This is a genomic window from Dactylosporangium salmoneum, assembly GCF_039532525.1.
Classification (GTDB): domain Bacteria; phylum Actinomycetota; class Actinomycetes; order Mycobacteriales; family Micromonosporaceae; genus Dactylosporangium; species Dactylosporangium salmoneum.
Genome location: NZ_BAAARV010000067.1, coordinates 36,660 through 60,773, shown reverse-complemented (window position 1 = coordinate 60,773; position 24,114 = coordinate 36,660). Strand labels below are relative to the sequence as shown.

The following is a 24,114-nucleotide window of genomic DNA, read 5'->3' as shown; positions in this document are numbered from 1 at the left end:
CGGAAGCTAAGGGCCGTATGCCAACCATGTAGTTATCCACAGGTTGTGTCTCTTGGTGCACAGCCACCCCACAGATTGGGGTCCTTCGTACACACGTTTGTCCACAGATCCTCCCGCCAGCCTGTGGATAACTACTAAACGTGATGTCGGCTCATGTCTGTACAGCGCCGCTTCAGCCCCTCCGTGTACCCGTCGTCCACCCATCGGGGAACGGGCCGGCGGCGGGGGCTGCCCTCGTGAGTACGGACCGCGACGTCCGTGACCACGCTTGGCGGCCCCCGCCGCCGGCCCGTTGGCTTGCCCGGACGACGGGGCCGCGGAGAGGCGCCCCCGGAACCCTGAGGCCCCCGGCTGGAGGCCCCGCCGGAGGCAAGAGCGGAACTACACACGGGTCCGGCAGGGAGCGAAGCGACCGGTGTCCGCGGGAGCATGCGGTCAGCGCCACGACGGACCGAGGTCCAAAAGCTGCGGAACCATCGAAGGCGGCAAGCTGACCGGCTCTTTCAAGAACACTCGGCGCGGCCTGTGCGGGGGCTTCCGGCCGGGCGGGGTTACGGCGCCAGCGCGAAGCGCTGGTGCCGCTCGCACGTCGAGTCGGCTGACCACGTGCAGGCTGCGCCGTAGGCGCCTTGATCTAGTACAGCCAAATTCGGCAGAAGGGGAACGCGTCTCGATGTCCGGTCCCGGCACATGCTTGACACGCGTCCCAGCTGATGCTCGACATGATCGTGTGGTGGGCGTCAGGGGCGGCTGTCACTCCGGTTCCCAGCGAAGCCAGCGCTGGTCATGCTGGAAGCCTGATCGCAGGTAGAGCGGTGCTGCCAGGTCATTGGAGTGGACGGTTACGTGTTCCAGCGCCAGCTTTCCCGCTTGGGCCAGCACGGAGTCCAGGAGCGCCGCGCCGATGCCGCTGCCGCGCAGCTCGGACACGACGTACGCCGATTGGACGTCGCCGCAACGGCGGCATGGCTGACCGGGGCCGGGCACCCGCTCAGCGATCATCAGCCAGGCCACTCCGACCAGTTCATCGTCGACCTCGGCGATGAAGGGCAGGGGGTGGATAGGTGCTCGCTGACCCGAGCGACGAAGGAATCTACGAAGGCATCGCGGTCGAGCTCGGTGTACTCCCTGTATTCGGACGTCAATCGCCAGCGAAGGCCGGCTAGCGCGGCAGCGTCGTCCAGTGTCGCCTTCCGCACGGTCACCTGCATCGAGACTTCCCTGCTGATGAAGAAATCGCCCCGGCTGGCCAGCGGCTGTCAGCGCACCGGAGTCCCGTTGGCTAGCAGCCCGACCGCTGGTCAGATGTCGTAGCGGAGAAAGTCTAGGCCTGAACGTCAAGCGTCAAGTGGGACGGAAACGTCAAGAATCAGGTTGGACTCGACAGGAAACGCGCCTCGACAGGGAACGCGACCCCTGCCGTCCTATCTATTATTCACTGATCTCTAGATAGGGCCGATAGGCCGGATGGATCTGATATCGAGCCGGTTTCCGACGCGCCTTCCCCAGCTTCTTCGCTAACACATCAGCTCGACGCATTTCACCCTCTGAACCTCCGAAGTCAAAAGACATCTCGCCGATCTCGATACCCAGAAAACCCAAACGCCTGAGGACTCGAACAATCTCGGCCTCACTGCTCTTCTGCCTGATGCCCCTGAGGAGAGTGGCGAGGCGATTTTCGGTTAGCACCGAGCCTTCGCCGGCGAACTCAATCAATATCGGCTCCAGGTCGACCTGGGCTGCCACGCCCTCGACAAGCAGCGCCTCGAACGCAAAGGTGCTATATGCATTTTCCGCTAGCAGGATATCGGATTCTGTCACATGGTCATGCTTGGCGTTGCTTGCGCGAAGAACGGCACTATTAGCAAAGAACACCAGGTCACGCGGTCGAGGCTGGACCCTCGACAGCATGTAATCCCGGGTTGGCAACCCTTTAACGGTGGCCGTAAACGCAGTTTCCCATAGTCCATTTGAGTTTGTGCTTGTTTGCCACGAAGCTAGGAAGCGCTCCTCCAGCACTCGCGCCAGCAGGTCTCGATCACGCCACTCAATCTCGACGGTGGCGATCTTGTCGGGCTCGCGCGCGTGAGTACGGACGAACGCAAAAATGTCACTCCTCAGAAAAACGGTCAAAGTGACGTTCACAGGCGTTTTCCGCGAGCTTTCTTTCTTGAATTCATCGACGATGCGGCCTATCACCGTCAGAAGCCCCAACAGGAGGCGCGAAAGTAGTTCCAGGTCAGCGCCTTTGTGCCACGCTTTGTCAAGGTTATCTACCAGGACGGCGATCCGTTGCCGATCTGCCAGAGCAACGCCAATCGCCGATCTGAGACCCTTTAATGTGCTGCCGTACAGGGCGGTGTTAACTCTTTGTCGGGATGACTCAACGTCGTGCTCATCGACGCCTTTGGTCAAGACTCCTTCGAGCGACTTGACGAGTCGCTCCAGTCTGACCGAGAAGCTTGTATCCGCTCCGCCGTGCTGCTCTTCCATGCATTCTCGCAGCGCGTCGATAGGGGACCCTCTCAAGATCCCAGCGGGCCGCTTCTCGGCCTCTTCAATACCGCGAGCAGACACTTCCGTGTACAACAGATACTTCCACAAGCCCTCGATGACGTAGTCGCCAAGGTGTCTCGACTCGACTCGTCGCAGAACCTCTAGAAGCGCCTCCAATTCGTAACTAGCGGGCTTTACGACACAAACGAGGTTGCGCGCGTCTGCGCGGAGCGTCTCTGCCGCTTGCAACATGTTTGCGGTCTTTCCAGTACCTTTTTTTCCAGTAAAGACGGTTGCGGCGGCGTCTACGACATCGCGATAGTCGCGCGTCTCCACAAAATAATGATCAAGACCTTCCTGGTCACTCTCAGCGACATGGTTTCCAAACCGTAGGGCGGCAAGTTCGACATTCAAGTGCTTTCTTGGGCGCCTGACGCGTTGCGGGGGTCGACGAATGTTGTCCACCCAGGAGCCTGCCTGCCTCTCCAGCTCGCCGGCATACCTGTATTTCAGGGCTAGATCACGGTAGTCAATCGCCGTTTTCGCCGAATTTTCGACGATGATTAGTACCTCGCGGCCGATCCCACGTGCGATTCCAGCCAGCAATGATGCGCGGTTGTTAGCAGTGTCAGATAGATAAGCACGTTCTGGCGTCAAGTGGAATATTGCGACGGATGACGTGTATATTTCTTCTACGAACCATGCGAGAGGAGAGCCGCCATATTCGTCGAAGTCGGCCGTCAGGACGTCAAAGTTTCCATATGAGTGGAGGAGTCGAGATAGTTTTTGACTCGCCTCGTCTTCTTTGAAGCTGGGTATGTAGAAGAGCTTCGACGGGTCCGGAGTGGGCAACTCGATCCCACCAGTCAGGTCCTCCCACAGTGGAACAGTTGGGCTCTTCAGAATTTCGAGTATGCTCGTTACGAGGTCCGAGGAATTTCGGTACGAGGTCAAGCCTGTTGTTGTTAGAAGCGCGAAATCCCGCAAATTACGCGTTGCCTGAGCGTCCTGAGAATCAAGCAAGATGGCTACACGCTTACGCTTACCGATCGCCAACCCGACTTCGAATAGGACGTTGTGGCTTAGCGTAGATAGCTCGAAAATGCCTAACGTACATCTGTCGATGGCGGCCTCGACCTCGTTTACGATAAGCCGGCCATCTACCACTAGGTCTTCCCATGTCACCGCATGGGCTACCTGTCGATTCCTGCCGAGTTCGACAGCGGTGTTACGCATGGCCTCGCTTAGCAGCGGGGGATCCATGCTGTAGCCAAAGAATAGCTGCTCCATGGTGCACCTCTCCGCATTAGCCGTGCCGTGCAGGCTTCACGCTAATGTCTAGGCCAAAATTATCGTGATGTAGGAGGCAACATATGCAGCGGCATATACTGCAGGAACCCATTGTTCTAGGCTCGCTACAGGCCAGTAGAGCGCAGGGTCTTTCCCTCTGCCAAGCGCATCCCATTCGGCACGCCAATACGGCGATGCTGGCAGTCGCTCCTCAAGGGCACCGATAACCCGATGCTTCGCGGAACTAAGCTGGCGATAGGATCGCAGTACCCAAAACCACACGCCGCATTGAATTACAAGCATTAGCACGGGAGTCAACAAATAGGCGCGACTGGGCGCCAACGCCTTAGCGTAAACTGTGGCAAGGGATATTGCAGCCGTATTTATAGCGAGGAATAACGTATTTGCTGCACCCCTTCGGGCACTCAGGCGATCGGCCATCTCGACGTAGGTCTTGTATTGGTCCAGTATCGCAGCTTGATACTTTTCCCCAGATCCGTATTCGGCCTCTCCAACTTTCGACCACAGACTTTGTCTGATGTCTGCTATTTCCACCTGCTTGCGGAAGAAGTAGGAGCGGGTACGTCTCAACACGGCCACCGAGCCAGTATGACGCACGCCTCTGTCTGCGGCCTAGCGCTGGATGGGGGCGGAGGCAAACCTCGGCGGTAGGTCCCGCGGAGGTGTCCGTTCGGCTATCGGCTTCACCTGAATGGACGGGAGTTTCCGGGGGATCGCTCGAAGTTCCGACACGAGGGAGCCAAGAGCTGAGAATGTACTGGCTAAGTTACCCGTCCTCAGAGGAGGCGGCTGGTGTAACCACTTTGCTTTAGCCGCTCATATGCTGCAACGACATCGACGGGAATTTCCTGCGAGATGGCGAAGCCGCGCTCTGCGTACACGTGGATGCGCTGTGTATCGCCGACGAGCATGCTGATGACCTTATTGACGTCACCAATGCTGCACACGTACGAGTCAACGTCGAGCGGGTTCGATGCGCAGATAATGTCAACTTGGGGCCACAGCTTCTTGGCCGTTGCGTAGGCGCGACGCTGTTGGTAGGGCCGAGACATCACGATCGCAGATCGCACCGCGATTCCGCGTCCGTCGAGGAGCTTGTGGGTCAGCTCGAAGTTCTCCTGGGTGTTCGTCGCTTGGGACTCGACCAGCACCGCGTGAGTCGGCACGCCGTGCTCAGTGGCGTATTCGGCGTAGTGGACTGCCTCGCCGCGCGGGAAGCGTTCGATCGTGGTGGGCGCGTTGGCGCCAGTGAAGACCAGGAGCGGGTACATGCCGCGGTGGTAGAGGTCGGTGGCGATGATGGCCACGCCCAGGTCGTGGCTGCCGAGGCCGATGCCTACGTCGCAGGGGCGGAGTTCGTGGTGCATGTTGTGGTACTCCCACAATGTCTCGACGTCCGCGCGGTGTTCTTCTGGGATTGTGGTCGCTGCGGTGCTCTCGTCGGCATGCGTCACGTTCACACACTAAGCGGTGGGAGCCGTGGTCGCTCAGTCCATGACGTCGAGGCGTCGGGCGAGGTCGACCAGGGTGGAGGACGGCCGGCTCTTGTTCTGCCGCACCCAGGCCAGGACGAGTTGGCGGCTCATGACGTGGTAGCGGACCTGCTCCGGTGCCATCTTCTCGGCGTCGAGCAGGGTTGCCAGAGCGTCGTCGCCTCGGTTCCAGGTGCTGTAGGCGCGGGCGACTTCAAGGGCGTGGCGTACTCGGCGTTCCATCGGCAGGCCGGCGGTGTCGACGCGTGGGCCGAGGTCTACGGCTACTTGGACGTCGCCGAGTTCGGCCGCGGTGGCGACGCGGTGGATGGCGACGTTGGTCGGGCCGAATGCGGTCCACAGGTGGTTGGCGTCCTGGCCGAGTCGCGTCGCTGCCTCGTCGGCGGCCTGGAGGAATGAACGGGTCGTGATGGCGTCGTTGGCGCGGGCAGCGGCAATCGAGCCGGCGAGGAACAGCGTCCCGTACACCGACAGCATCTCGGGCGTGGCCTCGCGCATGTTCGGTTCGAGGTAGTTGGCGGCGTCGTTGGTGAGTTGGACCGCCTCGCGGTACCGGCCGGTCGCCTGCAGGGCGTGGGTGACTGACCGTAGGAGCGTGCCGATGACGACGATGTCGCCGGCGGCCCGGGCGGCGCTGAGTCCTCGGTCGGCGGCGATCCACGCGAGGTCGGCCTCACCGATCTTCGTCAGCTGCACGGCGGCGAGCTGGTATGCCAGGCCCAGCACTCGCCGCGCCGCGTCAAGCTGCGATCCGGTGTAGACGTCGACGGCCGCCTCGGCGTGGGCGAGCAGGCTCGGCAGGCGTCCGGTGACGTAGCCGAAGCGCGCGGCCTGGTACGCCTCCCAGAGCGTCGACAGCTCGTGCTGCAGGTCGGCAATCGACGGCGGCTCGACCCCGGACCCACTCGCGCCGAACGGTGTGACGCGGCGGTAGTCCATGAGGGCGGCGCGTAGGGCGGGCACGGTGCGCATGCCGCTGTCGCTGGTCCACTGCATGAGGGACGGTTCGGCGACCAGGTCGGCGAGGGCGACGTCCAGCACGTCGGCGAGGGATTTGATGACGGACAGCCGGTCGAGGTCGATCCGGTTGTTCTCCACCTTGCTCAGCCAGTCCACGGTCCGGTCGACCCGGCCGGCGAGCACTTCTTGCGACATGCCGCGCCGGCGGCGGTACCACGCGACGCGTTCGCCGATCGTCAGGTTGTTCGTCATCCCACGCATGTCGTAAGCGTCGCACCGCCCTCCGTGTTGACCCCGGAATCATTTTCCGGGGTGAATGCCTGGTTCGGGTAGACGCTTTATCTATGTTTCGGGGTGCTCTGGTTCTGATCGAGCAGTTGGCGTGCCTCGGCGGTGGCCGGTGAGCCGTCGCAAACCATCTGGATGCAGCTCGTGTCAGGGCCGCGGGTGGAAGGTGGTCACTCGGCTCGGGCGCCTCCGCGACCACGAACAGCGTGCGGCTTTCGAGGTCCGGGCCTGCACGGATTGCCGCGGCGGGACGAACGCCGAACACCCCCATCAGTGAAGGAGGAATGCATGCATGTGCTGCGCGCGCCACAAGCCGATGTCGATCTGGACGTCGGCACACTGCGGATCTGGGAGGCGGCCGACGACAACGACGAGCCGGTCCTGGTGCTCAGGGACGTCGACTCGACGGTGGTCATCGAGTTCGTTGCCGTCGATGGTGCGTGGGACTTGGCGATCCGGGCGGCGGAGCGGCTCGGCGATGCCGCGCTGATGTACGCGGCGACGCTGCGGGCCGCGATGGCGAAGGCGAAGCAGCAGCAGAACGGCTGATGGGCGGCCCCTTGATGTCGGTAGCACCAAGGGACCGCGACCTATCTTCCCATTCCGCGCCGATCGGTCGCGGAGTCAGTGCATGAGGGGGTCGCGTGACATGGCTGGGCAGGACGAACACGAAGACGCAGAGCTGCAACTGGAAGTGGCGCTCGCGCTGCTGCCACTGATCGGGCGTTGTGTGCAGCTCGAACACGGCAGGGCAGTACGACTCCAGGGAAATCGGCTCGATGACACGCAGGATCGGCGTGCGCTCGTGCGCGAGGTGGCCCGTCGGTGGAGGGCACTCAAGCCCAATCAGCGCCGGCGGTACCCCGGGGATCCCGGGCTGGCGATCGTGGCGTTCGCGGCGGAGTACGTCGAGGATGTCGAGCACATGGCGCCGGACGATGGCGACTATCGCGGGGCCGACTACGACGCCTCGCTGGAGGTCGTGTGGCGTCGGCACGTCGAGGCGATCCGCCAGCGGGACGAGGCTGCGTGATGGCGCCCGATCGACACAGCGCACTCACACAGATAAGCTCTTGACAAGCTATGTTGTCGTCTTCGTGAACGGTGGTCTCGATGCCGATCGAGTACGCGCCACCCAAGTACATAGTGATCGTGAACGCCTTGCAGGCGCGTATCGAGGATGGGACGTACCCGTCCGGCTCGATGCTGCCCAGCGAGACCGCCCTGATGGCGGAGTTCGACACCTCACGCCCGACGGTCGTCCGCTCGCTGGAGATCCTTCGTCAGGACGGGTGGATCGACACTCAGCAGGGCAAGGGCCGGTTCGTCCGGTCGAAGCCTGTCAACGTCCGCGCGATGCCCGCACGCGCGGCCGCGCTGCTGACCGACGAGGCCGAGGGTCGCGTACGAATCATCGACGTCGGCGAAGTACCGGCGCCGTCACGGGTGGCCTCCGCGCTGGACATCCGCGAGGGTGCACCGGTCGTCGTGCGACGTCGGCTGGTCAGTGTCGACGGCCTGGGGCCGGTGGAGCTCGGCTCGGTGTACGTGCCGGTCGATCTCGCCGAAGGAACGTCGGTTCGGTCGTCGGCGCCGTTGCAAGAGGGTCTGCTGCAGCACCTGGCCAAGGCGAAGGGCTTGCAGTTCGGGCATGCCACGGAACGGATCTCAGCTCGGCCAGCGACCGACGAGGAGCTTGAACTGCTCGACGTCGACCCAGGTGAGTGGGTGCTGACCGCGCTGTTCTCGGTCCATACCAGGGAAGGGCTTCCGGCGTTCGCGCTGGACGTCGCGGTACCGCCGGCGCGGCATGAGTTCGAGGACTCCTTCCCGATTACTTAGACCGTCCAGCGACCTTGCTCAATCTCAGATTGGGCAAGGTCGACCACTTAACAAGTTAGGTTCCGGCGCTACAATTGAGTCACTTAACAAGTCAACTGGTCATCTGATTGGGTGATCGAGGCTGGGAGGACTGCGGTGGCACTGAAGGGTGGAACCAGGTTCAGCGTGCGGTTCGAGGACGTCTTTCCGGCCGGATGCGTGCTCGTGCCGGACTCGATCGCGGAGGCGCAGGACTACAACGAGGCCACGCGGACGCGGACGCCCGCGGTGGACAAGCTCACCGGTCAGCGGGTGTGGCAGGTGCGGGTCATGGACATGGACCCGGACCTCGCCGGCCGGTCGCGGGAGATCGCGGTGAAGATCTCGGCGCCGGTCCAGCCGGTTCCGGAGTCGTCTACGCCGTTCGCGCCGGTGGAGTTCGAGGGGATGACGGTCACGCCGTACGTCGGGCCGACCGGTCGTCTCATGTACTCACTGCGGGCGACGGGGTTTCGCGCGCCGGTCGCTGCGGGCCGGGCGGCGAAGTAGCCGCCGGTTGATCGATGTGGGTCCGGGGCGGTCCGGCTTCCTACGGCATACAGACCGCCCCGTTCCTTCCCATTCCCTGTTGAGGCAAGGAAGGCGGGCTTCATCATGCCCAACTCCGGGCCTTCGATCCAGCGCGGCCGGCGGCGTGTGTGCGCCGGTCAGCTGCTCCTGCTGATGCCCGTGGCGCGGGATGCGTCCGGGCGGTTCACCCGCTGGTTCACCGGCATGCCGTTGCAGCTGCTCGCGTTCCGCCGCGATGCCCGCGGCCGGTTCGCGCCACTCGCAACGGCTGCCCGGTGAACCCGGGCTATCCCTGGGGAGGGTCGAAGTGAAGAACAACGCTCCGCTGGTCAACTTCCGGCGGCTGTCTGTCCCGCTGCCCTGGTGGCTGGTCATCTGGGTAGTCGGACCGTACCTGGTCTTCAAGGCCGTCCGGGCGTTGTTGCGGCTGGTGCCGGTCGCTTGCCGGAACTGGTGCTCGCTGGCCGTTACGGGCGGTGGGCTGTGGTTGTGGTACCGCCACGGCCTGCTCGTGATGGTCCTGGTCCTGCTCGCCGTGGCCGGCGTGGGCGTGTTGTGGTGGTGGCGCTGGCCCTGGCCGTTCCAGCGTCTCGTCCTGCTGCCGCTGCTGGCCTGGTGGCGCCGTCTCACCGTCTACCGGCTGCACTGGCGTGAAGCCCTCGACCTGTGCGGGCTGAGTGAACGCTTCGACGGCACGCGGATCATGCCGCGGCTGCTGGCTGTGCGGTGTACCCCGGCGGCGGATGAGCTGCTGGTGCGGATGCCGCGCGGGCAGAACCCGGACCTGTACCACCAGGCGTCGGCCAATCTGGCGCACTCGTTCAACGCCCGCCAGTGCCGCGTCTACATCGGCCACCGCACCTCGCCGCCGGCGCGGACCGGCCGGTTGGCCCGGCTGCTGCGCGTCGTGGATCGGGTGCGGTTCCGGGACCGTCCTCGGCTGGTGTGGCTGGTGTTCCCTCGCCGGGATCCGCTGCGGTCGGTCGTGCCGTCGTTCCCCGTCCCGTTCGAGCCGGACTTCGAGCGCCTGCCGATCGCTCTCGGTGAGGACCTGCGGGTGTTCGCCCTGCGGCTCCTCGCTACGCACGTGCTCATCGTCGGCGCGACCCGGGCGGGCAAGGGCTCGGTGCAATGGTCGCTGGTGCGGGCCTTGGCCTTTGGCATCCGGTCGGGTCTGGTCCGGCTGTGGGGGATCGATCCCAAGGGCGGGGTCGAGCTGTCCATCGGCCGAGAGTTGTTCTCCCGCTACGAGTACACGGACCCGGCCCCGATGGTGGCGATGCTGGAAGACCTCGTGGCGTTGATGCGCGAGCGGCAGGCCCGTATGCAGGGCGCGGTCCGGGTCCACACGCCCACGCTCGCCGAGCCGTTGTACGTGCTCGTCGTCGACGAACTCCTCGCCCTGGTGGCGCTGCTGCAGGACACGGAGTTGCGCAACCGCGCCCGCTCAGCGCTTGCGCTGCTCCTGACCCAGGGCGCGGGGCTGGGTTTCCTGGTGATCGGGGCGACGCAAGACCCGCGCAAGGAAGTGGTCGAGCTGCGGGACTTCTTCCCCGCGCGGATCGCGTTGCGCGTCAACGAACGCAACCACGTCGACCTCATCCTCGGCGACGGCGCCCGGAACCGTGGCGCCCTGGCCGACCAGCTCTCGGCCGATCCGAGCATGCGCGGCATCGGCTACGTCGTGCTCGACGACCGGCCCGAACCGCTGCGGGTGCGGTTCTCCTACCTGCCCGACGACGAGATCCGCGAGATGGCCGTCGAGTTCGCCGCCCCCGTGCAGGCGTCTCCGGCGGGCGCGCCGAAGCAGCGGGACAAGCGCACCTACCGGCCCGGGCGACAGTCCGCGGGGCCGCTGCTCCCGGAGAGCCTGGCCGGGCTGCTGGATGGCGGTGAGCCCGCGTGAACGACGAGGACGACCGCCGGTTCTACCGCCTCCGCGCGCCACACCACACCGAGGGCTCGACGGCCGTCACGGTCCGGGTCACGGAGGGCGCAGACCTGTACCTCGCAGTCGGCGGCGGCCGCCGGCGGATGTACCTCACCCCGGCGGAGGCATGGGCTCTGTGGCGTTGCCTGTCCGAAGCCGTCGCCTCCACCGGTGCCCCACCGGACTGGATCCGCGTCCCGATCAACCCCAAGAGCCGATGAGGAGGTCTGCTGTGCGTGTTCACCGCCGTCCCTGCCTGGACCTGGCACACCGGTTCCCCGACATGACCTGCCCGCGCTGTCCCGGCGTCCACATCGACCAGGCCGGCATCATCGGTGCTGCCCGGCGTCGGCACGCTCGCACGATCGCCGAGGACCGCGACGGGTTCGGGTGGTCGTCATGACCGGCCGCGGCTGGGCCTACCTCGGCACCGCGCTCGGCGGTTTCGGGTCCCTCGCCGCGAACGTCGCCCACTGCTACATCCCGCCCACCGGTGCCCCGGCCAGCTGGCGCCCGGACGTCGGGGCGGTGCTGTCGGCGATGTTCTGGCCGGTCGCGGTGTTCATCGCGGTCGAGATCCTCGTCCGGACCGTGTGGCCGGCGGGCTGGTGGTGGCGACTGGCCCGGTTCGCCGGCCTGCTGCCCGTCGCCCTCGTCGCGGCCGTTGTGTCCTACCGGCACCTGTCCGGTCTCTTCCGCCACTACGGCGAAGACCCGCTCACCGCCACCCTCGGCCCCCTCGCCGTCGACGGGCTCATGGTCATGGCCGCCGCCGCGCTCCTCGCCGCCCACCCCCGACCGGCCCGCACCGCCGAGATCGAACCGGCGCCGGAACTTCTGCCCGAACTGCTTCCTGAGCCGCAGCCCGAACCGCGCCCGAGCCTCCACGTCGTGGGCGCGATCCCGTCAGGAGTCGTGCGATGACCCGCGAACTGCAACCCGTCGACCACTTCATCACCGGCCCGGCCGACCGGATCGCCAATGTCCTGCAGGCCGCAGAAGCCCGGGGACACCTCGTCCGCTACGGCCGCCCCCGGCTGCTCGCTGACGGCCGCTACGCCATCGACGTCACCCTCCTCGAGCCCGTCCAGCAGCGCAACGGCCGGCGCCGCGCGGCACAGGTCGCCGTCATCGTCGCCGGCCTCGGTGTCGTCGGCGGGGTCGGCTGGGGGCTTTGGCTGCTCGTGGAATGGCTGACCTCGCACTGGCTGGTCATCGCCGGCACCGGCGCCCTGGTCCTCGTCGTCGCCGGGCTCATGGCCGGTGCTGGCCGGCGGGACAGCTGCGGCGGGCTGCACTGCGGGGGATGTGGGCGCCGTTGACCATCACCGCGCTCCCGGGCCTCGAACCGGACGAACAGGCGGCGCCCCGGCCGGGCTCACGCGCCGCCCGGATGCTCATCCCCCTCGCCGCAGACGTGGTCAAGGACATGGCCGCCGAGTACGGAGTGTGCCTGCGCCCGGTCGGGCTGCGCCGCACCGACCTCGACACCGGCAAGACCGAAATCATCGACGTGCCGTGCGGGGCGACCCGTGAGGACAAGTGCCCGCCGTGCGCGAAGCGGGCTCGCCGGCTGCGGAAGGTCCAGATCCGGGAGGGCTGGCACCGCACCGACGAACCCGCCCCCGCACCCGAGCCGGCCACCGAGGGACAGCGGGCGCTGATCGGCCTCCGCGCCCACCTCGAACATGCCCGCGACCAAGCCGTCCGCTCCTCCACATGGGACCAGGTCGGGGAGGTCGATGAGGCAATCCGCGAGGTGGAGGAGGCGATCGCGGCCGAAGGGCTGCGCGGCACCGTGGCGCCGACGCATGACAAGCCGGTCGAGCCGAAGCGGCAGCGCTCCACCAAACGCCGCCAGGACGCACCCGCCCTGCCCCGCCAGAAGGTCGACCCGCGCACGGTCGGGCGGGTCTACACCGCTCCCGACGGCGCCGAATACCGACCCTCGATGTGGCTCACGGTCACCCTCGACTCGTACGGACCCGTACGGCCGGACGGCTCCCCGGTCGACCCCAGCACCTACGACTACCGGCGGGCGGCGTGGGATGCGATCGCGTTCCCCCGGCTGCTCGACCGGTTCTGGCAGAACCTGCGCCGCTGCGTCGGCTGGAACGTCCAGTACGCCGGGTGCGTCGAGCCGCAACGCCGCCTCGCCCCGCACGCCCACTTCGCCATCCGCGGCACCATCCCCCGCGCGGTCCTGCGGGAGGTGGCCGCGGCGACCTACCACCAGGTCTGGTGGCCCAAGGTCGACGCGCCTACCTGCCGGCCGGTCTGGGACGGCGACACCTGGTGCGACAGCGCCACCGGCACGCCGCTCGCCTCGTGGGATGAGGCGCTGGACGCGATTGAGGATGAGCCGGCGCACGTGATCCGGTTCGGTGTTCAGCTGCGGGCCGAGGGCGTCAACGCCAACGACAGCAACGCCGAGCGGGCCATCGGCTACATCACGAAGTACATCACCAAGTCCGCCGCCGACTGCCACGCCGTGACGACCGACCGGCAGCGTGATCACCTCGAGCGGTTCTGGCGGGAGCTGCGCGTCACGCCGTGTTCGGAGCGGTGTGCGAACTGGCTGCTGTACGGCATCCAGCCCAAGAACGCTCACGCTCGCCTGCGGCCGGGCAACTGCAAGGGCCGAGTGCATCAGCGCTCCACGCTCGGTATCGGCGGCCGGCGCATCCTCGTCTCGCGCGACTGGTCGGGCAAGACCCTGGCCGATCACCGCTACGACGCCCGGGCCTGGGTCAAGGCCCTGCTCGGCGTCTCTGATAACGACACCGCCGCCGATCCGGAGTCGCCGGCGCCGGTCGCGTGGGAGCTCGCCCGACCGAACGACCCGGACCTGCCACCGATGCGGCACCGGCTGCTGCGCGCGCTGGCTCAGCGCATCCAGTGGCGCAACGCGCTCAACGCTGCTCGGGACCGCGCGGCGCAGTACGACAGCACGGCAGTTCTTTCGGCAACCGACGACAACGGGGTGAAGGGCTGAGGGTGGAGCAGACATTGTCGATCGACGAAGTGGCGGCGCTGCTGCGGGTGCCCAAGGGAACGCTGTACCAGTGGCGCTCGCGGCGGAAGGGGCCGAAGGCGCGGAAGGTCGGCCGGCACCTGCGGTACGACCCGGCGGATGTACAGGCGTGGTTCCGCGACCAGGAGGCGGCCTGACCATGCCGATCTACGACCTGTGGTTCTCGTCGAAGCCGGGGCCGAACAAGGAGAAGGTAAAGACCGCGCGGCATGGGCGCGGAAAGCGCTGGCGGGCCGTGTACGTCCACCCTGACGGCGTGGAGGAGACCAAGGCGTTCCACCGCAAGGCCGACGCGGAAGAGTGGGAGCGCCAGGCGATCAAGGGTGAACTGCCGGAGGCGCCGAAGCGCGTCGCTCCTTCGGCAAAAGGCCTGACATTCGCGGAGTACGCGGAGCGGTGGCGGCTGGCGCGGGAGGTCGGCTGGCAGCTGGAGACGCGCAAGCGGGTGGCGTCGAACCTGCGGGTCCACCTCATTCCGGCGTTCGGCAACTCGCCGGCGGCGGCCATCAACGAGACCCAGATCCTGGAATGGCTCGGCCGGATGCGGGCGGACGGCCTGCCGAAGTCGGTGATCAAGCTGTACTTCGAGCTGTTGGACGCGGTCCTCGGCGCGATGGTCCGGGACAAGGCCCGCGAGGACAACCCCTGCGCCGGGATCCGGCTGGCGAAGATCCTCGACGGGCTGTCGATCACGCCGAAGTGGGTGCCGACGCCGGAGCAGGTGCTGCGGCTGCTCGACGCGATGCCGGCACGGTATCGGCTGGCCGGGTGGCTCGGGGCCGGGCAGGGCCTGCGGATCGGTGAGGCGCTGGGGATGGAGGACGGTCCGCGGTGCGCCGACCCCGCTGACGGCGAGCTGCGCGTGGTGCAGCAGTTGCGGTACTCGCCGAAGGAGTACAGAGGCTTCTACCTGGCGAAGCCGAAGGCCGGCTCGTCGGGGACGGTCGAGCTCGACGGCCTGGTGGCGGAGCACTTCGCCGCGCACGTCGCGGAGTTCCCGCCGGTGGAGATCGAGCTGCCCGACATCACATCGGGTGAGCTGGTGCGGCGGAAGGCGCCGCTGCTGTTCACCTCGCGGCATGGCAACCCGCTGACCGATCGGATCTGGTCGCGGGAGTGGGGGAAGTGGCGCGAGGCGGCCGGCTGGCCGAACACGGAGCACGCCGGGTTCCACGCGCTACGGCACTTCTTCGCCACCGTCCTGATCACGAACGGGGCAGAGCCGCAGGAGGTCCAGCGGGCGCTACGGCACAAGTCGTTGAGCCTGACGCTGGAGACCTACGTCGGATGGTGGCCGAAGCGGATCAAGACGCGCGGCATCTTCGGCGAGGCGCTGAAGGCCGTACGCCGGACGGGAGAGTTGCGGTAAGACTTACCCGTCGCTTACCGGGCGATCTTGGTGGACCCGGAACTGCAGGTCACACGCCAGATGAAGTGGAGACGAGGGGACTCGAACCCCTAACCCCCGCCTTGCAAAGGCGGTGCTCTGCCAGTTGAGCTACGCCCCCGCCGGTCGGGGTGGCGGCGAGGCCTCAGCAGAAGCCGCGCACGCCCGTAGAGACTATCGCAGATCCGGGGCGGTGGTCGCCTCGTGCCAGAGGGCGCGCTCCTCGCTGGCGGACTTCACGCGCTTCGCAACGTAGGCGGCGGCCCCGACGACGGCGACCACCAGCAGCACCTTTTTCCACATGTGGGGCTAGCTGGAGTCGAACCAGCGACGTCGTGAAAGGCGTCGGCGCTACCGTAGTTAGCGCCTGTCCCGGGCAGTGACGAAGAACTCCTCAACCGCCGCACGGAGCTTAGCACCGAGCGTCCCTCGCAAAGGCCCGGGGTCGCCGAATGCCGCTGTCAGAAAGCAGCCAACACCCACCCAGAACAACCCTGCGCCGCCATACGGACACGGTGCGGTTTTGAGCGGGCCAAAGCGCCTGTGCCGCCAAGGGCCACGCTGCAAGTTTGAGGGGGCATGGGTGGAGCAAAGCTCCCCCATTGGGGAGCGAGCGAAGCAAGACGGACGAAAACGCGAAAGCGCCCCCTGCGCTAAGCAGGGGGCGCCATTCGTCCGTGGGGCTAGCTGGAATCGAACCAGCGACCTCAGAGTTATCAGCTCTGCGCTCTAACCGACTGAGCTATAGCCCCGTGGACACCGGGCGCGGTTTGAAGCGCTCCAGCGGTGCGAACAGAAGGTTACCGTACCCGGTGCGCTTGCCTCAAACCGGTTACCCCTCGGCGCGGCGCGTGCCCCGCCGAGGGGTCGAAGCGGCAGGTCAGTCCTTCTCGGCCAGGGTCAGTTCGATGCCGCCGACCAGGTCGGCGCACACGTTGTAGATGAACGAGCCCAGGGTGGCCAGCGCGGTGAAGAGGACCACGTTGACGACGCCGACGAGGGCGGCGCCGCCGATGATGCCCTTCGCGGTGATGCGGAAGGTGTTGTCGCCCGAGCCGCCCGTGGAGTTGACCAGGTCGGCCAGGAGCTTGTTGATGCTCTTGAAGACGTCCATCGCGTCGAGGGCCAGGTAGAGCACCGAGGTCGCGACGATGAGGACGACGAAGAGGACGAAGCTCACGGCAAAGGCGAACTTCATCACGGACCATGGGTCGATCCGCTTGAGGTGCAGCCGGGCCCGGCGCGGGCCGCGGCCCACGGCCGAGCTGACGGTCTTGCGGGCCGCGCGCACGGCCTCCGTGACGCGGGCCGAGCCGCTGACCGCCGGGGCAGGCGTGTTGATGGCCTGCGTTGCGGCGGCGGCCGGCGTGCGGACGGCGGCGCGGGCGATAGCGGACACGCTGGCCGTGCCCGTGGCCGACGAGGCACCGGCCGGGATCGAGACGGGCGGCGACGCGGCGCCGGTGCCCGAAGGCGACTGAATCGGCACCGTGAGCGAGTCGGGGGGCGGCGCCATGCCCGGCGCGCGCATGAACTTCGGCGTGCCGCCGGTCGTGGTCTCGCCCGGCAGGCCGCCGTTGACCGCGCCGAACTCACCGCCGGCGGCAGGCGTCCCCGAATCAGATCCCGTCATGGCAGCCTCCCCGGCCTGCTTGGCCTCATCGGTTGCCGAGGCGGTCCCCGACTTCGCCTGTGTGTCTGTCATCAACTAGTCCTGTTCGTCGGGCTCATCGGCGTTGCGGGCGATCGCGACGATGGTCACACCCTCCGGAAGGTCCATTAGCTTGACCCCCATTGTGTTCCGGTCCCTCGTACGCCGTACAGGCTTCACGGGAGTCCGGATCACGCCACCATTCGAGGTGATGGCGAACAGCTCGTCATCCGGGCTGATCACCACCGCGCCGACGAGACCACCGCGCCGCGACGTGATTTTAGCGGTGAGGACGCCCTTGCCGCCGCGCCCTTGCACCGGATACTCCTCGATGGGCGTTCGCTTGGCAAAACCACCATCGGTGGTCACCAGAACGTCCAGGTCCATACCCTCGCGCACCACTTCCATGGCAAGCAGTTCGTCGCCTTCGGCGAACCGCATCCCGATCACGCCGGACGTGGCCCGGCCCATGGGCCGCAGTGCCTCGTCGCTGGCCGTGAAGCGGATGGCCTGGGCCTGCTTGCTCACCAGGAGCAGGTCGTCCTCCGGCCCGAGCAGCGCGGCGCCGACCAGCTCGTCGTCCTCGCGCAGGTTGATGCCGATGATGCCCCCAGACCGGTTGGAGTCGAACTCCTCCAGTTTGGTCTTCTTCACCAGGCCCTCCTTCGTCGCGAGGACGAGATACGGGGCGACCTGATAATTCGGAATCTCGATCACCTGCGCGATGTGCTCGTCGGGCTGGAAGGCCAGCAGGTTGGCGACGTGCTGACCCTTCGCCGCCCGGCTCGCTTCGGGCAGCTCGTAAGCCTTTGCCCGGTACACGCGACCTTTATTCGTGAAGAACAACATCCAGTCGTGCGTGGAGCACACGAAGAAGTGGCTGACGATGTCGTCCTGCCTCAGTGTCGCACCCGAGACGCCCTTCCCGCCCCGCTTCTGCGAGCGGTACAGGTCGACCTTGGTGCGCTTCGCGTAGCCGGTCCGCGTGATCGTCACCACAACGTCCTCCCGGACGATGAGGTCCTCCATGGAGACCTCGCCGTCGAACGGGATGATCTGGGTGCGGCGCTCGTCGCCGCGGCGGGCGACGATCTCGGCGAGCTCCTCGGAGACGATCTGCCGCTGCCGGGCCGGCGTGGCCAGGATGTCCTTGTAGTCGGCGATCTCGATCTCGATCTTGGCCAGCTCGTCGAAGATGCGCTGGCGCTCCAGGGCGGCCAGCCGGCGCAGCTGCATGTCGAGGATCGCGGTGGCCTGGATGTCGTCGATCTCGAGCAGGTTCATGAGGCCGACCTTCGACTCTTCCGCGCTCGGGGAGCGGCGGATGAGGGCGATGACCTCGTCGAGCATGTCGAGGGCCTTGACCAGGCCGCGGAGGATGTGCGCGCGCTCCTCGGCCTTGCGCAGCCGGTAGCGGGTGCGCCGGACGATGACGTCGATCTGGTGGGCGACGTAGTAGCGCACGAACTGGGCCAGGTTGAGCGTGCGGGGCACGCCGTCGACCAGCGCCAGCATGTTGGCGCCGAAGGTCTCCTGCAGCTGCGTGTGCTTGTAGAGGTTGTTGAGCACCACCTTGGCGACCGCGTCGCGCTTGAGCACGATCACCAGGCGCATGCCGGTACGGCCGGAGGACTCCTCGCGGATGTCGGCGATGCCGGCGAGCTTGCCTTCCTTCACCAGGTCGGCGATGCGCTCGGCCAGGTTGTCGGGGTTGACCGCGTACGGCAGCTCGGTGACCACCAGCTGGGTGCGCCCGCGGGCTTCCTCTTCGACCTCGACCACGGCCCGCATGCGGATCGAACCGCGGCCGGTCCGGTAGGCGTCGATGATGCCCGCCGTGCCGACGATGAGGCCCTTCGTGGGGAAGTCGGGCCCCTTGACGATCTTGATCAGCTCGTCGAGGGTCTCCTCCTCGCCGGCCTCCGGGTTGTCGAGGCACCACTGCACGGCCGTGGCGATCTCGCGCAGGTTGTGCGGCGGGATGTTGGTCGCCATGCCGACCGCGATGCCGGTGCTGCCGTTGACGAGCAGGTTGGGGATGCGCGACGGCAGGATCGTGGGCTCCTGGGCCCGGCCGTCGTAGTTGGGGACGAAGTCGACGGTCTCCTCGTCGATGTCCCGCAGCATCTCCATGGCCAGCGGGTCGAGGCGGGCCTCGGTGTACCGCATGGCCGCGGCCGGGTCGTTGCCCGGCGAGCCGAAGTTGCCGTTGCCGTCGATCAGGGGGTAGCGCAGCGACCAGTTCTGCGCCATCCGCACGAGCGCGTCGTAGATGGAGGCGTCGCCGTGCGGGTGGTAGTTACCCATCACGTCACCGACGACGCGGGCGCACTTCACGTAGCCGCGGTCGGGGCGGTAGCCGCCGTCGAACATCGCGTAGAGGATCTTGCGGTGCACCGGCTTGAGGCCGTCGCGCACGTCCGGAAGGGCCCGGCCCACGATCACGCTCATCGCGTAGTCGAGGTACGAGCGCTGCATCTCGACTTCGATGCCGACCGGTTCGATCCGGCTGGCGACCGCGGACCCGCCCTCGGCCGGCGTCTCTTCCGGGTTCTGAGGGGTGGAGTTCGGTTCCGTCACGCTTCTTTATCCCTTTATCTCGTGTCCGCAGGTCAGATGTCGAGGAACCGGACGTCCTTGGCGTTGCGCTGAATGAACGAGCGCCGCGCTTCCACGTCTTCGCCCATGAGGACGCTGAAGAGCTCGTCCGCGGTTGCAGCGTCGTCCAAGGTCACCTGGCGCAGCATGCGCGTGTCCGGGTTCATCGTGGTCTCCCACAGCTCCGGGTAGTTCATCTCGCCCAGACCCTTGAACCGCTGGATGTCGTCCGGCTTGGCGTTGGGCTTGGTGCGCTGCCGAAGCTCGATCAGGCCGTCGCGCTCGCGGTCGGTGTACGCGTACTGCGCGTCGTCGCCCTTCTTGTTCCACTTGATCTTGTACAGCGGGGGCGCCGCCAGATACACGTGCCCGAGCTCGATCAGCGGCCGCATGAACCGGAACACCAGCGTCAGCAGGAGCGTCTGGATGTGCTGGCCGTCGACGTCGGCGTCGGCCATGAGGATCAGCTTGTGGTAGCGCAGCTTCTCGATGTCGAACTCATCGTGGATGCCGGTGCCCAGCGCCGTGATCAGGGCCTGGACCTCGTTGTTCTTCAGCACGCGGTCGATGCGCGCCTTCTCCACGTTGAGGATCTTGCCGCGGATCGGCAGGATCGCCTGCACCCGCGGGTCGCGGCCCTGCTTGGCCGAGCCGCCGGCCGAGTCGCCCTCGACGATGAACAGCTCGCACAGGCGCGGGTCGTTGGACTGGCAGTCGGCCAGCTTGCCGGGCATCGAGCCGGACTCGAGTAGCGACTTGCGGCGGGCCAGCTTGCGGGCCTGGGAGGCGGCGATGCGCGCCCGGGCGGCCTGCGAGGCCTTGGTGATGATGGTCTTGACCTCCGCCGGGTTGCGGTCGAACCAGTCGACCAGCCACTCGTTGCAGACCTTCTGCACGAAGCTGCGGGCCTCGGTGTTGCCGAGCTTGGTCTTCGTCTGGCCCTCGAACTGGGGGTTGGCGAGCTTGACGGAGATGATGGCGGCCAGGCCCTCGCGGATGTCCTCGCCGGTGAGCTTCTCGTCGCCCTTGAGCAGCTTCTTGTCGGCCCCGTACTTGTTCACGACCGTGGTCAGCGCGCTGCGGAAGCCTTCCTCGTGCGTGCCGCCCTCGTGCGTGTTGATCGTGTTGGCGAACGTGTAGACGCTCTCGCCGTACGACTCGTTCCATTGCATGGCGATCTCGACCGCGATGCCCTCGCCGTCGGCGCCGAACTCGACCACGGTCCGGTGGATCGGCGTCTTGGTGGCGTTGAGGTGGCGCACGAAGTCGGCGATGCCGCCCTCGTAGCAGAAGGTGACCTCGCGCTTCTCCTCCGGCACGTCCGGCCGCTCGTCGCGCAGAATGATCTTCAGGCCGCGGTTGAGGAAGGCGTACTCCTGGATGCGCCGATACAGCGTCTCGTAGACGAAGGTCGTCGTCTCGAAGATCGTCGGGTCGGGCCAGAAGGTGACGCTGGTGCCCGTCCGGTCGGTCGGCTCGCCCTTCTGCAGGGGCTCGGGCTTGGAGTTGTTGTAGCGCTGGCGCCAGACGAAGTCGTCCTTGTGGATCTCCAGGTCGATGCGCGTGGAGAGCGCGTTGACGACCGAGATGCCGACGCCGTGCAGGCCGCCGGAGACGGCGTAGGCCTGGCCGTCGAACTTGCCGCCGGCGTGCAGGACGGTCAGCACGACCTCGACGGTGGGCCGCTTCTCCTTGGGGTGCATGTCGACCGGAATGCCGCGGCCGTTGTCCACGACCCGAACCCCGCCGTCGGCGAGCAGCGTCACATCGATGGTGTCGCAGAAGCCGGCCAGGGCCTCGTCCACCGCGTTGTCCACGACCTCCCACACCAGGTGGTGCAGGCCGCGCTCACCGGTCGAGCCGATGTACATACCGGGCCGCTTGCGGACCGCCTCGAGCCCCTCGAGGACGGTGATCGAAGAGGAGTCGTAGGACTGTTCGGGCTTGTTTGCTGCCACCCTCGGTCGCTTTCTCGCACTGGCCGGCCGCGCTGGTGGGCGCCCCGGGTCTCGTGCGGAGTCGGTGCGGGCGCGCCGCGGCCGGTAGAAGGCACGCCGGAGTCCGGCGCTCCACTGGCGAGCGCCCTGAACTCGGGCGGGCCGACCACCGCTGTGACGCACACGCGGGATGTGATCGACTGTTCTATGAGCCGATGCAATCCTACTGTGTCCGGGCGACATTTTCGCACCGGGACAGCGCCTGTAGTCCACGTAGCGGCTCGAACGGTGCGGTCCGAAGGTCCCTCTACGCGGAAGGGGTCCCCGCGCCTGGTGGCGGGCGGCACGGGCAGTACAGGATCCGATTGTGCCTTCGGAGCCCCCGGGGGTCGCGCAAGAGGCCGTTCGTGCCGTATGTTCCCCGCCGCGGGGCGGGTGTGTGGCAAGTGAACCAGCGGAATAAGGGGTGCGCGATGGGCCTGGACAACGTCGCCGTGCAGTGGCCGCGCACCGGACGGTTCTATGACCCGGTCGCGCCGGCCGAGTTCGTGGACTTCGCCAACCTGGCCGAGAATCTGCCGATGCACGCCGGACCGGCCGCCGCGCTGGCCGATCACGTGGCCAAGACGGGAACTGTGCGCGTCACCGGGTACACCGAGCTCGTCGACCTCCTCTTCGGGCTCAACGGCGTGCTCTTCGCCACAGATGCGGCCGCGGAGGACGAGGATCCGGTGATCAGCCCGGACGACTGCGCCTGGATCGCCGGTGGGCTCGAGCGGTTCGTCAACGGCCATCAGGAGTACGGCGACGAGATCACGTTCGAGACGGTGAGCGCGGTGCTGCGCAAGGCCCTGGAGGGCTCCCGCCTCGCCGAGCAGCAGCTGCGCTGGCTGCAGAGCCGGCTGGACGCGCTGCGGGACGACTCCGGCAACGCCCCGCAGTGGAGCTACTCCATCGCGGAGCTGGACGTGCTGGCCAAGTTCTACCGCCGGTGCGCCAACCGCGGCTTCGCGGTGTATGCCGATTTCTAACCGTACGTGTCGCGGGGACCGCGGCCGCGGACGCGCCGAGGCCCGCTGCCCCACGACGGCGTGGCCGGCCCGTGGATGTGCAGGCGCTTGACGACGTTGTGTCCGACCTCACGGGCGATGCCGGCCAGCAGCTTGGCGGCCAGCATGCGCAGCTGGGTGGCCCAGGCCGTGGACTCCGCCTCGATGGTCAGCTCGCCGTCTTCGAGCTTGATCGGCCGGCTGTGCGCGGCGATGTCGGCCCCGACGACCTTCTCCCACTCGCCGAAGATGCGGGCCTCTGAGGTCGGGCGCTGCCAGCCCCGCTGCTTCATCAGCCGCTCCAGCACGGTGCCGAAGAGCTGCGGGTCGCGCGGGTCGGGCCCCGGCCCGGTGTAGCCGCGGCGCCGGCCGCCGCCGTCGATGACGGATTTCCGACGCGGCGCGGACCGGTGCTTGGCCAGCGCGGCCTCGACCGCGGCCCGGGCGAGCTCCGGGCCGGATTTGTCCGGTTTCTCAGACACGCTGGACTTCCCCTCCGCCCACCAGGAACCGCGCCCCCCGCAGCCCGGCCGGCACATCATCCTCCACCGCGCAGGTCACGACCACCTGGCTGGCCTCGCCGACCAGGGCGGCCAGGCGGTCCCGGCGCCCGGCGTCGAGCTCGGCGAACACGTCGTCGAGGATCAGCACGGGCTCGATGCCGTCGTCGCGGAGGAGGTCGTACGCCGCCAGCCGCAGCGCGAGCGCATAGGACCAGGACTCGCCGTGGCTGGCGTACCCCTTCGCCGGCATCTCGCCGAGCGTCAGGGTCAGCTCGTCGCGGTGCGGGCCGACCAGCGTCACGCCCCGCTCGATCTCCGACGGTCGCGATTCCGACAGCGCGGCCAGCAGCGCCTGCTCGAGGTCGTCCTGCAGGCCGAACGACGGCGCGTAGGAGATACGGGCGTCGGAGCGGCTAGCGCTGACGGCCGAGTAGGCCTTGGCCACGTGCGGGGCGAGCCCGGCGACGAGGTCGAGGCGGGCTCGCACGAGCTGGGCGCCGTGCCGGGCCAGGTGCGCGTCCCACACGTCGAGGGTGGACAGGTCGCCGCCGCGGCTGCCGCCGGTCTTGCGGGCCAGGTAGGCGCTGCGCAGCAGGGCGTTGCGCTGCTTGAGCACGCGGTCGTAGTCCGAGCGCACGCCCGCGAAGCGGGGCTGGCGGGCGACAAGCAGCTCATCGAGGTACCGCCGGCGCTCTGAAGGGTCTCCGCGGATCAGCGAGAGATCCTCGGGCGCGAAGAGCACGAGGCGCAGCGCCCCGAGGATGTCGCGGGTGCGGGTCACGGGCGAGCGGCCCAGGCGGGCGCGGTTGGCCTTGCCCGGCTCGATCGAGAGCTCGATCAGCAGCTCCCGCTCCTCGTGCACGACCGCGCAGCGGATCACGGCCCGGGCGGTGCCGAAGCGGACCAGCGGGGCGTCGGTGGCGACCCGGTGCGACTCCAGGGTCGCCACGTAGGCGAGCGCCTCGACGAGGTTGGTCTTGCCCACCCCGTTCGGCCCGACGAGCACGCACGGCCCGGGGCCCAGCTCGACGACCACCCGCGCATAGCTTCGGAAGTCGACGAGCTCCAGGCCCCGGACGTACAAGC

General features: G+C 67.2%; 23 protein-coding genes and 2 tRNA genes. 12 read left to right on the top strand and 13 right to left on the bottom strand.

The features are described from left to right. Positions 1-753 precede the first annotated feature (753 nt). From ABD352_RS34260 to ABD352_RS34240, 5 genes are all read right to left on the bottom strand, one after another. Positions 754-1,014, bottom strand: a complete 261-nt coding sequence (locus ABD352_RS34260) for a GNAT family N-acetyltransferase (RefSeq protein WP_344616679.1) — start codon at positions 1,012-1,014, stop codon at positions 754-756. Between the two features lie 417 nt (positions 1,015-1,431). Then, on the bottom strand, positions 1,432-3,786 hold the full coding sequence (locus tag ABD352_RS34255; RefSeq protein ID WP_344616678.1) for a P-loop ATPase, Sll1717 family: 2,355 nt from the start codon (positions 3,784-3,786) through the stop codon (positions 1,432-1,434). 48 nt (positions 3,787-3,834) lie between these two features. Further along, complete coding sequence (locus tag ABD352_RS34250; protein ID WP_344616677.1) at positions 3,835-4,386, bottom strand: RipA family octameric membrane protein; 552 nt, start codon at positions 4,384-4,386, stop codon at positions 3,835-3,837. Between the two features lie 197 nt (positions 4,387-4,583). Next, positions 4,584-5,261 (bottom strand): YdcF family protein, encoded by a 678-nt coding sequence (locus ABD352_RS34245; protein WP_344616676.1) that lies wholly within the window; start codon positions 5,259-5,261, stop codon positions 4,584-4,586. A gap of 33 nt (positions 5,262-5,294) precedes the next feature. Continuing rightward, complete coding sequence (locus tag ABD352_RS34240; protein ID WP_344616675.1) at positions 5,295-6,521, bottom strand: helix-turn-helix domain-containing protein; 1,227 nt, start codon at positions 6,519-6,521, stop codon at positions 5,295-5,297. 315 nt (positions 6,522-6,836) lie between these two features. Between ABD352_RS34240 and ABD352_RS34235 the strand changes: the two genes are divergently transcribed. The 11 genes from ABD352_RS34235 to ABD352_RS34185 all read left to right on the top strand — a co-directional run bounded on the left by ABD352_RS34235 (position 6,837) and on the right by ABD352_RS34185 (position 15,272). Beyond that, positions 6,837-7,097, top strand: coding sequence for a hypothetical protein (locus ABD352_RS34235; protein WP_344616674.1), 261 nt, complete (start codon positions 6,837-6,839; stop codon positions 7,095-7,097). A gap of 100 nt (positions 7,098-7,197) precedes the next feature. Next, positions 7,198-7,581: a hypothetical protein gene (locus ABD352_RS34230; protein ID WP_344616673.1), complete on the top strand. Its 384-nt coding sequence runs from the start codon at positions 7,198-7,200 to the stop codon at positions 7,579-7,581. A gap of 80 nt (positions 7,582-7,661) precedes the next feature. Then, positions 7,662-8,390: a GntR family transcriptional regulator gene (locus ABD352_RS34225; RefSeq protein WP_344616672.1), complete on the top strand. Its 729-nt coding sequence runs from the start codon at positions 7,662-7,664 to the stop codon at positions 8,388-8,390. A gap of 135 nt (positions 8,391-8,525) precedes the next feature. Then, the gene (locus ABD352_RS34220; RefSeq protein ID WP_344616671.1) at positions 8,526-8,918 is read left to right on the top strand and encodes a transcriptional regulator; all 393 of its coding nucleotides are present in this window, start codon (positions 8,526-8,528) and stop codon (positions 8,916-8,918) included. Between the two features lie 328 nt (positions 8,919-9,246). Beyond that, a complete protein-coding gene (locus tag ABD352_RS34215) occupies positions 9,247-10,845 on the top strand; it encodes an FtsK/SpoIIIE domain-containing protein (protein ID WP_344616670.1) in 1,599 nt (532 codons plus the stop codon). Further along, a complete protein-coding gene (locus ABD352_RS34210) occupies positions 10,842-11,090 on the top strand; it encodes a spread protein (RefSeq protein WP_344616669.1) in 249 nt (82 codons plus the stop codon). Before ABD352_RS34215 ends, ABD352_RS34210 begins: the two co-directional genes overlap by 4 nt. Positions 11,091-11,268: 178 nt before the next feature. Then, positions 11,269-11,793, top strand: a complete 525-nt coding sequence (locus ABD352_RS34205) for a DUF2637 domain-containing protein (RefSeq protein WP_344616668.1) — start codon at positions 11,269-11,271, stop codon at positions 11,791-11,793. Further along, complete coding sequence (locus ABD352_RS34200) at positions 11,790-12,191, top strand: hypothetical protein (RefSeq protein ID WP_344616667.1); 402 nt, start codon at positions 11,790-11,792, stop codon at positions 12,189-12,191. The genes ABD352_RS34205 and ABD352_RS34200 overlap by 4 nt, the downstream gene beginning before the upstream one ends. Then, complete coding sequence (locus ABD352_RS34195) at positions 12,188-13,864, top strand: replication initiator (RefSeq protein ID WP_425553783.1); 1,677 nt, start codon at positions 12,188-12,190, stop codon at positions 13,862-13,864. The genes ABD352_RS34200 and ABD352_RS34195 overlap by 4 nt, the downstream gene beginning before the upstream one ends. Before the next feature lie 14 nt (positions 13,865-13,878). Next, positions 13,879-14,040 (top strand): helix-turn-helix transcriptional regulator, encoded by a 162-nt coding sequence (locus ABD352_RS34190; protein ID WP_344616665.1) that lies wholly within the window; start codon positions 13,879-13,881, stop codon positions 14,038-14,040. A gap of 2 nt (positions 14,041-14,042) precedes the next feature. Continuing rightward, positions 14,043-15,272, top strand: coding sequence for a site-specific integrase (locus ABD352_RS34185; protein WP_344616664.1), 1,230 nt, complete (start codon positions 14,043-14,045; stop codon positions 15,270-15,272). 66 nt (positions 15,273-15,338) lie between these two features. Here the strand turns inward: ABD352_RS34185 and ABD352_RS34180 are convergent. The 6 genes from ABD352_RS34180 to gyrB all read right to left on the bottom strand — a co-directional run bounded on the left by ABD352_RS34180 (position 15,339) and on the right by gyrB (position 21,497). Continuing rightward, positions 15,339-15,411 (bottom strand) — tRNA-Ala (locus ABD352_RS34180). 53 nt (positions 15,412-15,464) lie between these two features. Further along, positions 15,465-15,593 (bottom strand): DLW-39 family protein, encoded by a 129-nt coding sequence (locus ABD352_RS34175; RefSeq protein ID WP_344616663.1) that lies wholly within the window; start codon positions 15,591-15,593, stop codon positions 15,465-15,467. Between the two features lie 375 nt (positions 15,594-15,968). Beyond that, a tRNA-Ile gene (locus tag ABD352_RS34170) sits at positions 15,969-16,042 on the bottom strand. A gap of 128 nt (positions 16,043-16,170) precedes the next feature. Beyond that, the gene (locus ABD352_RS34165) at positions 16,171-16,995 is read right to left on the bottom strand and encodes a DUF3566 domain-containing protein (RefSeq protein WP_344616662.1); all 825 of its coding nucleotides are present in this window, start codon (positions 16,993-16,995) and stop codon (positions 16,171-16,173) included. Between the two features lie 3 nt (positions 16,996-16,998). Then, positions 16,999-19,521, bottom strand: coding sequence for a DNA gyrase subunit A (gyrA, locus tag ABD352_RS34160; RefSeq protein WP_344616661.1), 2,523 nt, complete (start codon positions 19,519-19,521; stop codon positions 16,999-17,001). Positions 19,522-19,553: 32 nt separating this feature from the next. Further along, on the bottom strand, positions 19,554-21,497 hold the full coding sequence (gyrB, locus tag ABD352_RS34155; protein ID WP_344616660.1) for a DNA topoisomerase (ATP-hydrolyzing) subunit B: 1,944 nt from the start codon (positions 21,495-21,497) through the stop codon (positions 19,554-19,556). A gap of 452 nt (positions 21,498-21,949) precedes the next feature. On the opposite strand from gyrB, the gene ABD352_RS34150 reads away from it, so the two are divergent. Then, a complete protein-coding gene (locus tag ABD352_RS34150) occupies positions 21,950-22,507 on the top strand; it encodes a hypothetical protein (protein ID WP_344616659.1) in 558 nt (185 codons plus the stop codon). On the opposite strand, the gene ABD352_RS34145 is transcribed toward ABD352_RS34150, so the two are convergent. Next, the gene (locus ABD352_RS34145) at positions 22,504-23,067 is read right to left on the bottom strand and encodes a DciA family protein (RefSeq protein WP_425553760.1); all 564 of its coding nucleotides are present in this window, start codon (positions 23,065-23,067) and stop codon (positions 22,504-22,506) included. The genes ABD352_RS34150 and ABD352_RS34145 overlap by 4 nt on opposite strands. After that, positions 23,000-24,112 (bottom strand): DNA replication/repair protein RecF, encoded by a 1,113-nt coding sequence (gene recF, locus ABD352_RS34140; protein ID WP_344616657.1) that lies wholly within the window; start codon positions 24,110-24,112, stop codon positions 23,000-23,002. The genes ABD352_RS34145 and recF overlap by 68 nt, the downstream gene beginning before the upstream one ends. Positions 24,113-24,114 lie beyond the last annotated feature (2 nt).

Bases quoted from the DNA above. Each gene is read 5' to 3' on its own strand.
- ABD352_RS34255 (WP_344616678.1), bottom strand. From the start codon at position 3,786: ATGGAGCAGCTATTCTTTGGCTACAGCATGGATCCCCCGCTGCTAAGC.
- ABD352_RS34240 (WP_344616675.1), bottom strand. From the start codon at position 6,521: ATGCGTGGGATGACGAACAACCTGACGATCGGCGAACGCGTCGCGTGG.
- ABD352_RS34235 (WP_344616674.1), top strand. From the start codon at position 6,837: ATGCATGTGCTGCGCGCGCCACAAGCCGATGTCGATCTGGACGTCGGC.
- ABD352_RS34230 (WP_344616673.1), top strand. From the start codon at position 7,198: ATGGCTGGGCAGGACGAACACGAAGACGCAGAGCTGCAACTGGAAGTG.
- ABD352_RS34225 (WP_344616672.1), top strand. From the start codon at position 7,662: ATGCCGATCGAGTACGCGCCACCCAAGTACATAGTGATCGTGAACGCC.
- ABD352_RS34205 (WP_344616668.1), top strand. From the start codon at position 11,269: ATGACCGGCCGCGGCTGGGCCTACCTCGGCACCGCGCTCGGCGGTTTC.
- ABD352_RS34200 (WP_344616667.1), top strand. From the start codon at position 11,790: ATGACCCGCGAACTGCAACCCGTCGACCACTTCATCACCGGCCCGGCC.
- ABD352_RS34185 (WP_344616664.1), top strand. From the start codon at position 14,043: ATGCCGATCTACGACCTGTGGTTCTCGTCGAAGCCGGGGCCGAACAAG.
- ABD352_RS34175 (WP_344616663.1), bottom strand. From the start codon at position 15,593: ATGTGGAAAAAGGTGCTGCTGGTGGTCGCCGTCGTCGGGGCCGCCGCC.
- ABD352_RS34165 (WP_344616662.1), bottom strand. From the start codon at position 16,995: ATGACAGACACACAGGCGAAGTCGGGGACCGCCTCGGCAACCGATGAG.
- ABD352_RS34150 (WP_344616659.1), top strand. From the start codon at position 21,950: ATGGGCCTGGACAACGTCGCCGTGCAGTGGCCGCGCACCGGACGGTTC.
- ABD352_RS34145 (WP_425553760.1), bottom strand. From the start codon at position 23,067: ATGATGTGCCGGCCGGGCTGCGGGGGGCGCGGTTCCTGGTGGGCGGAG.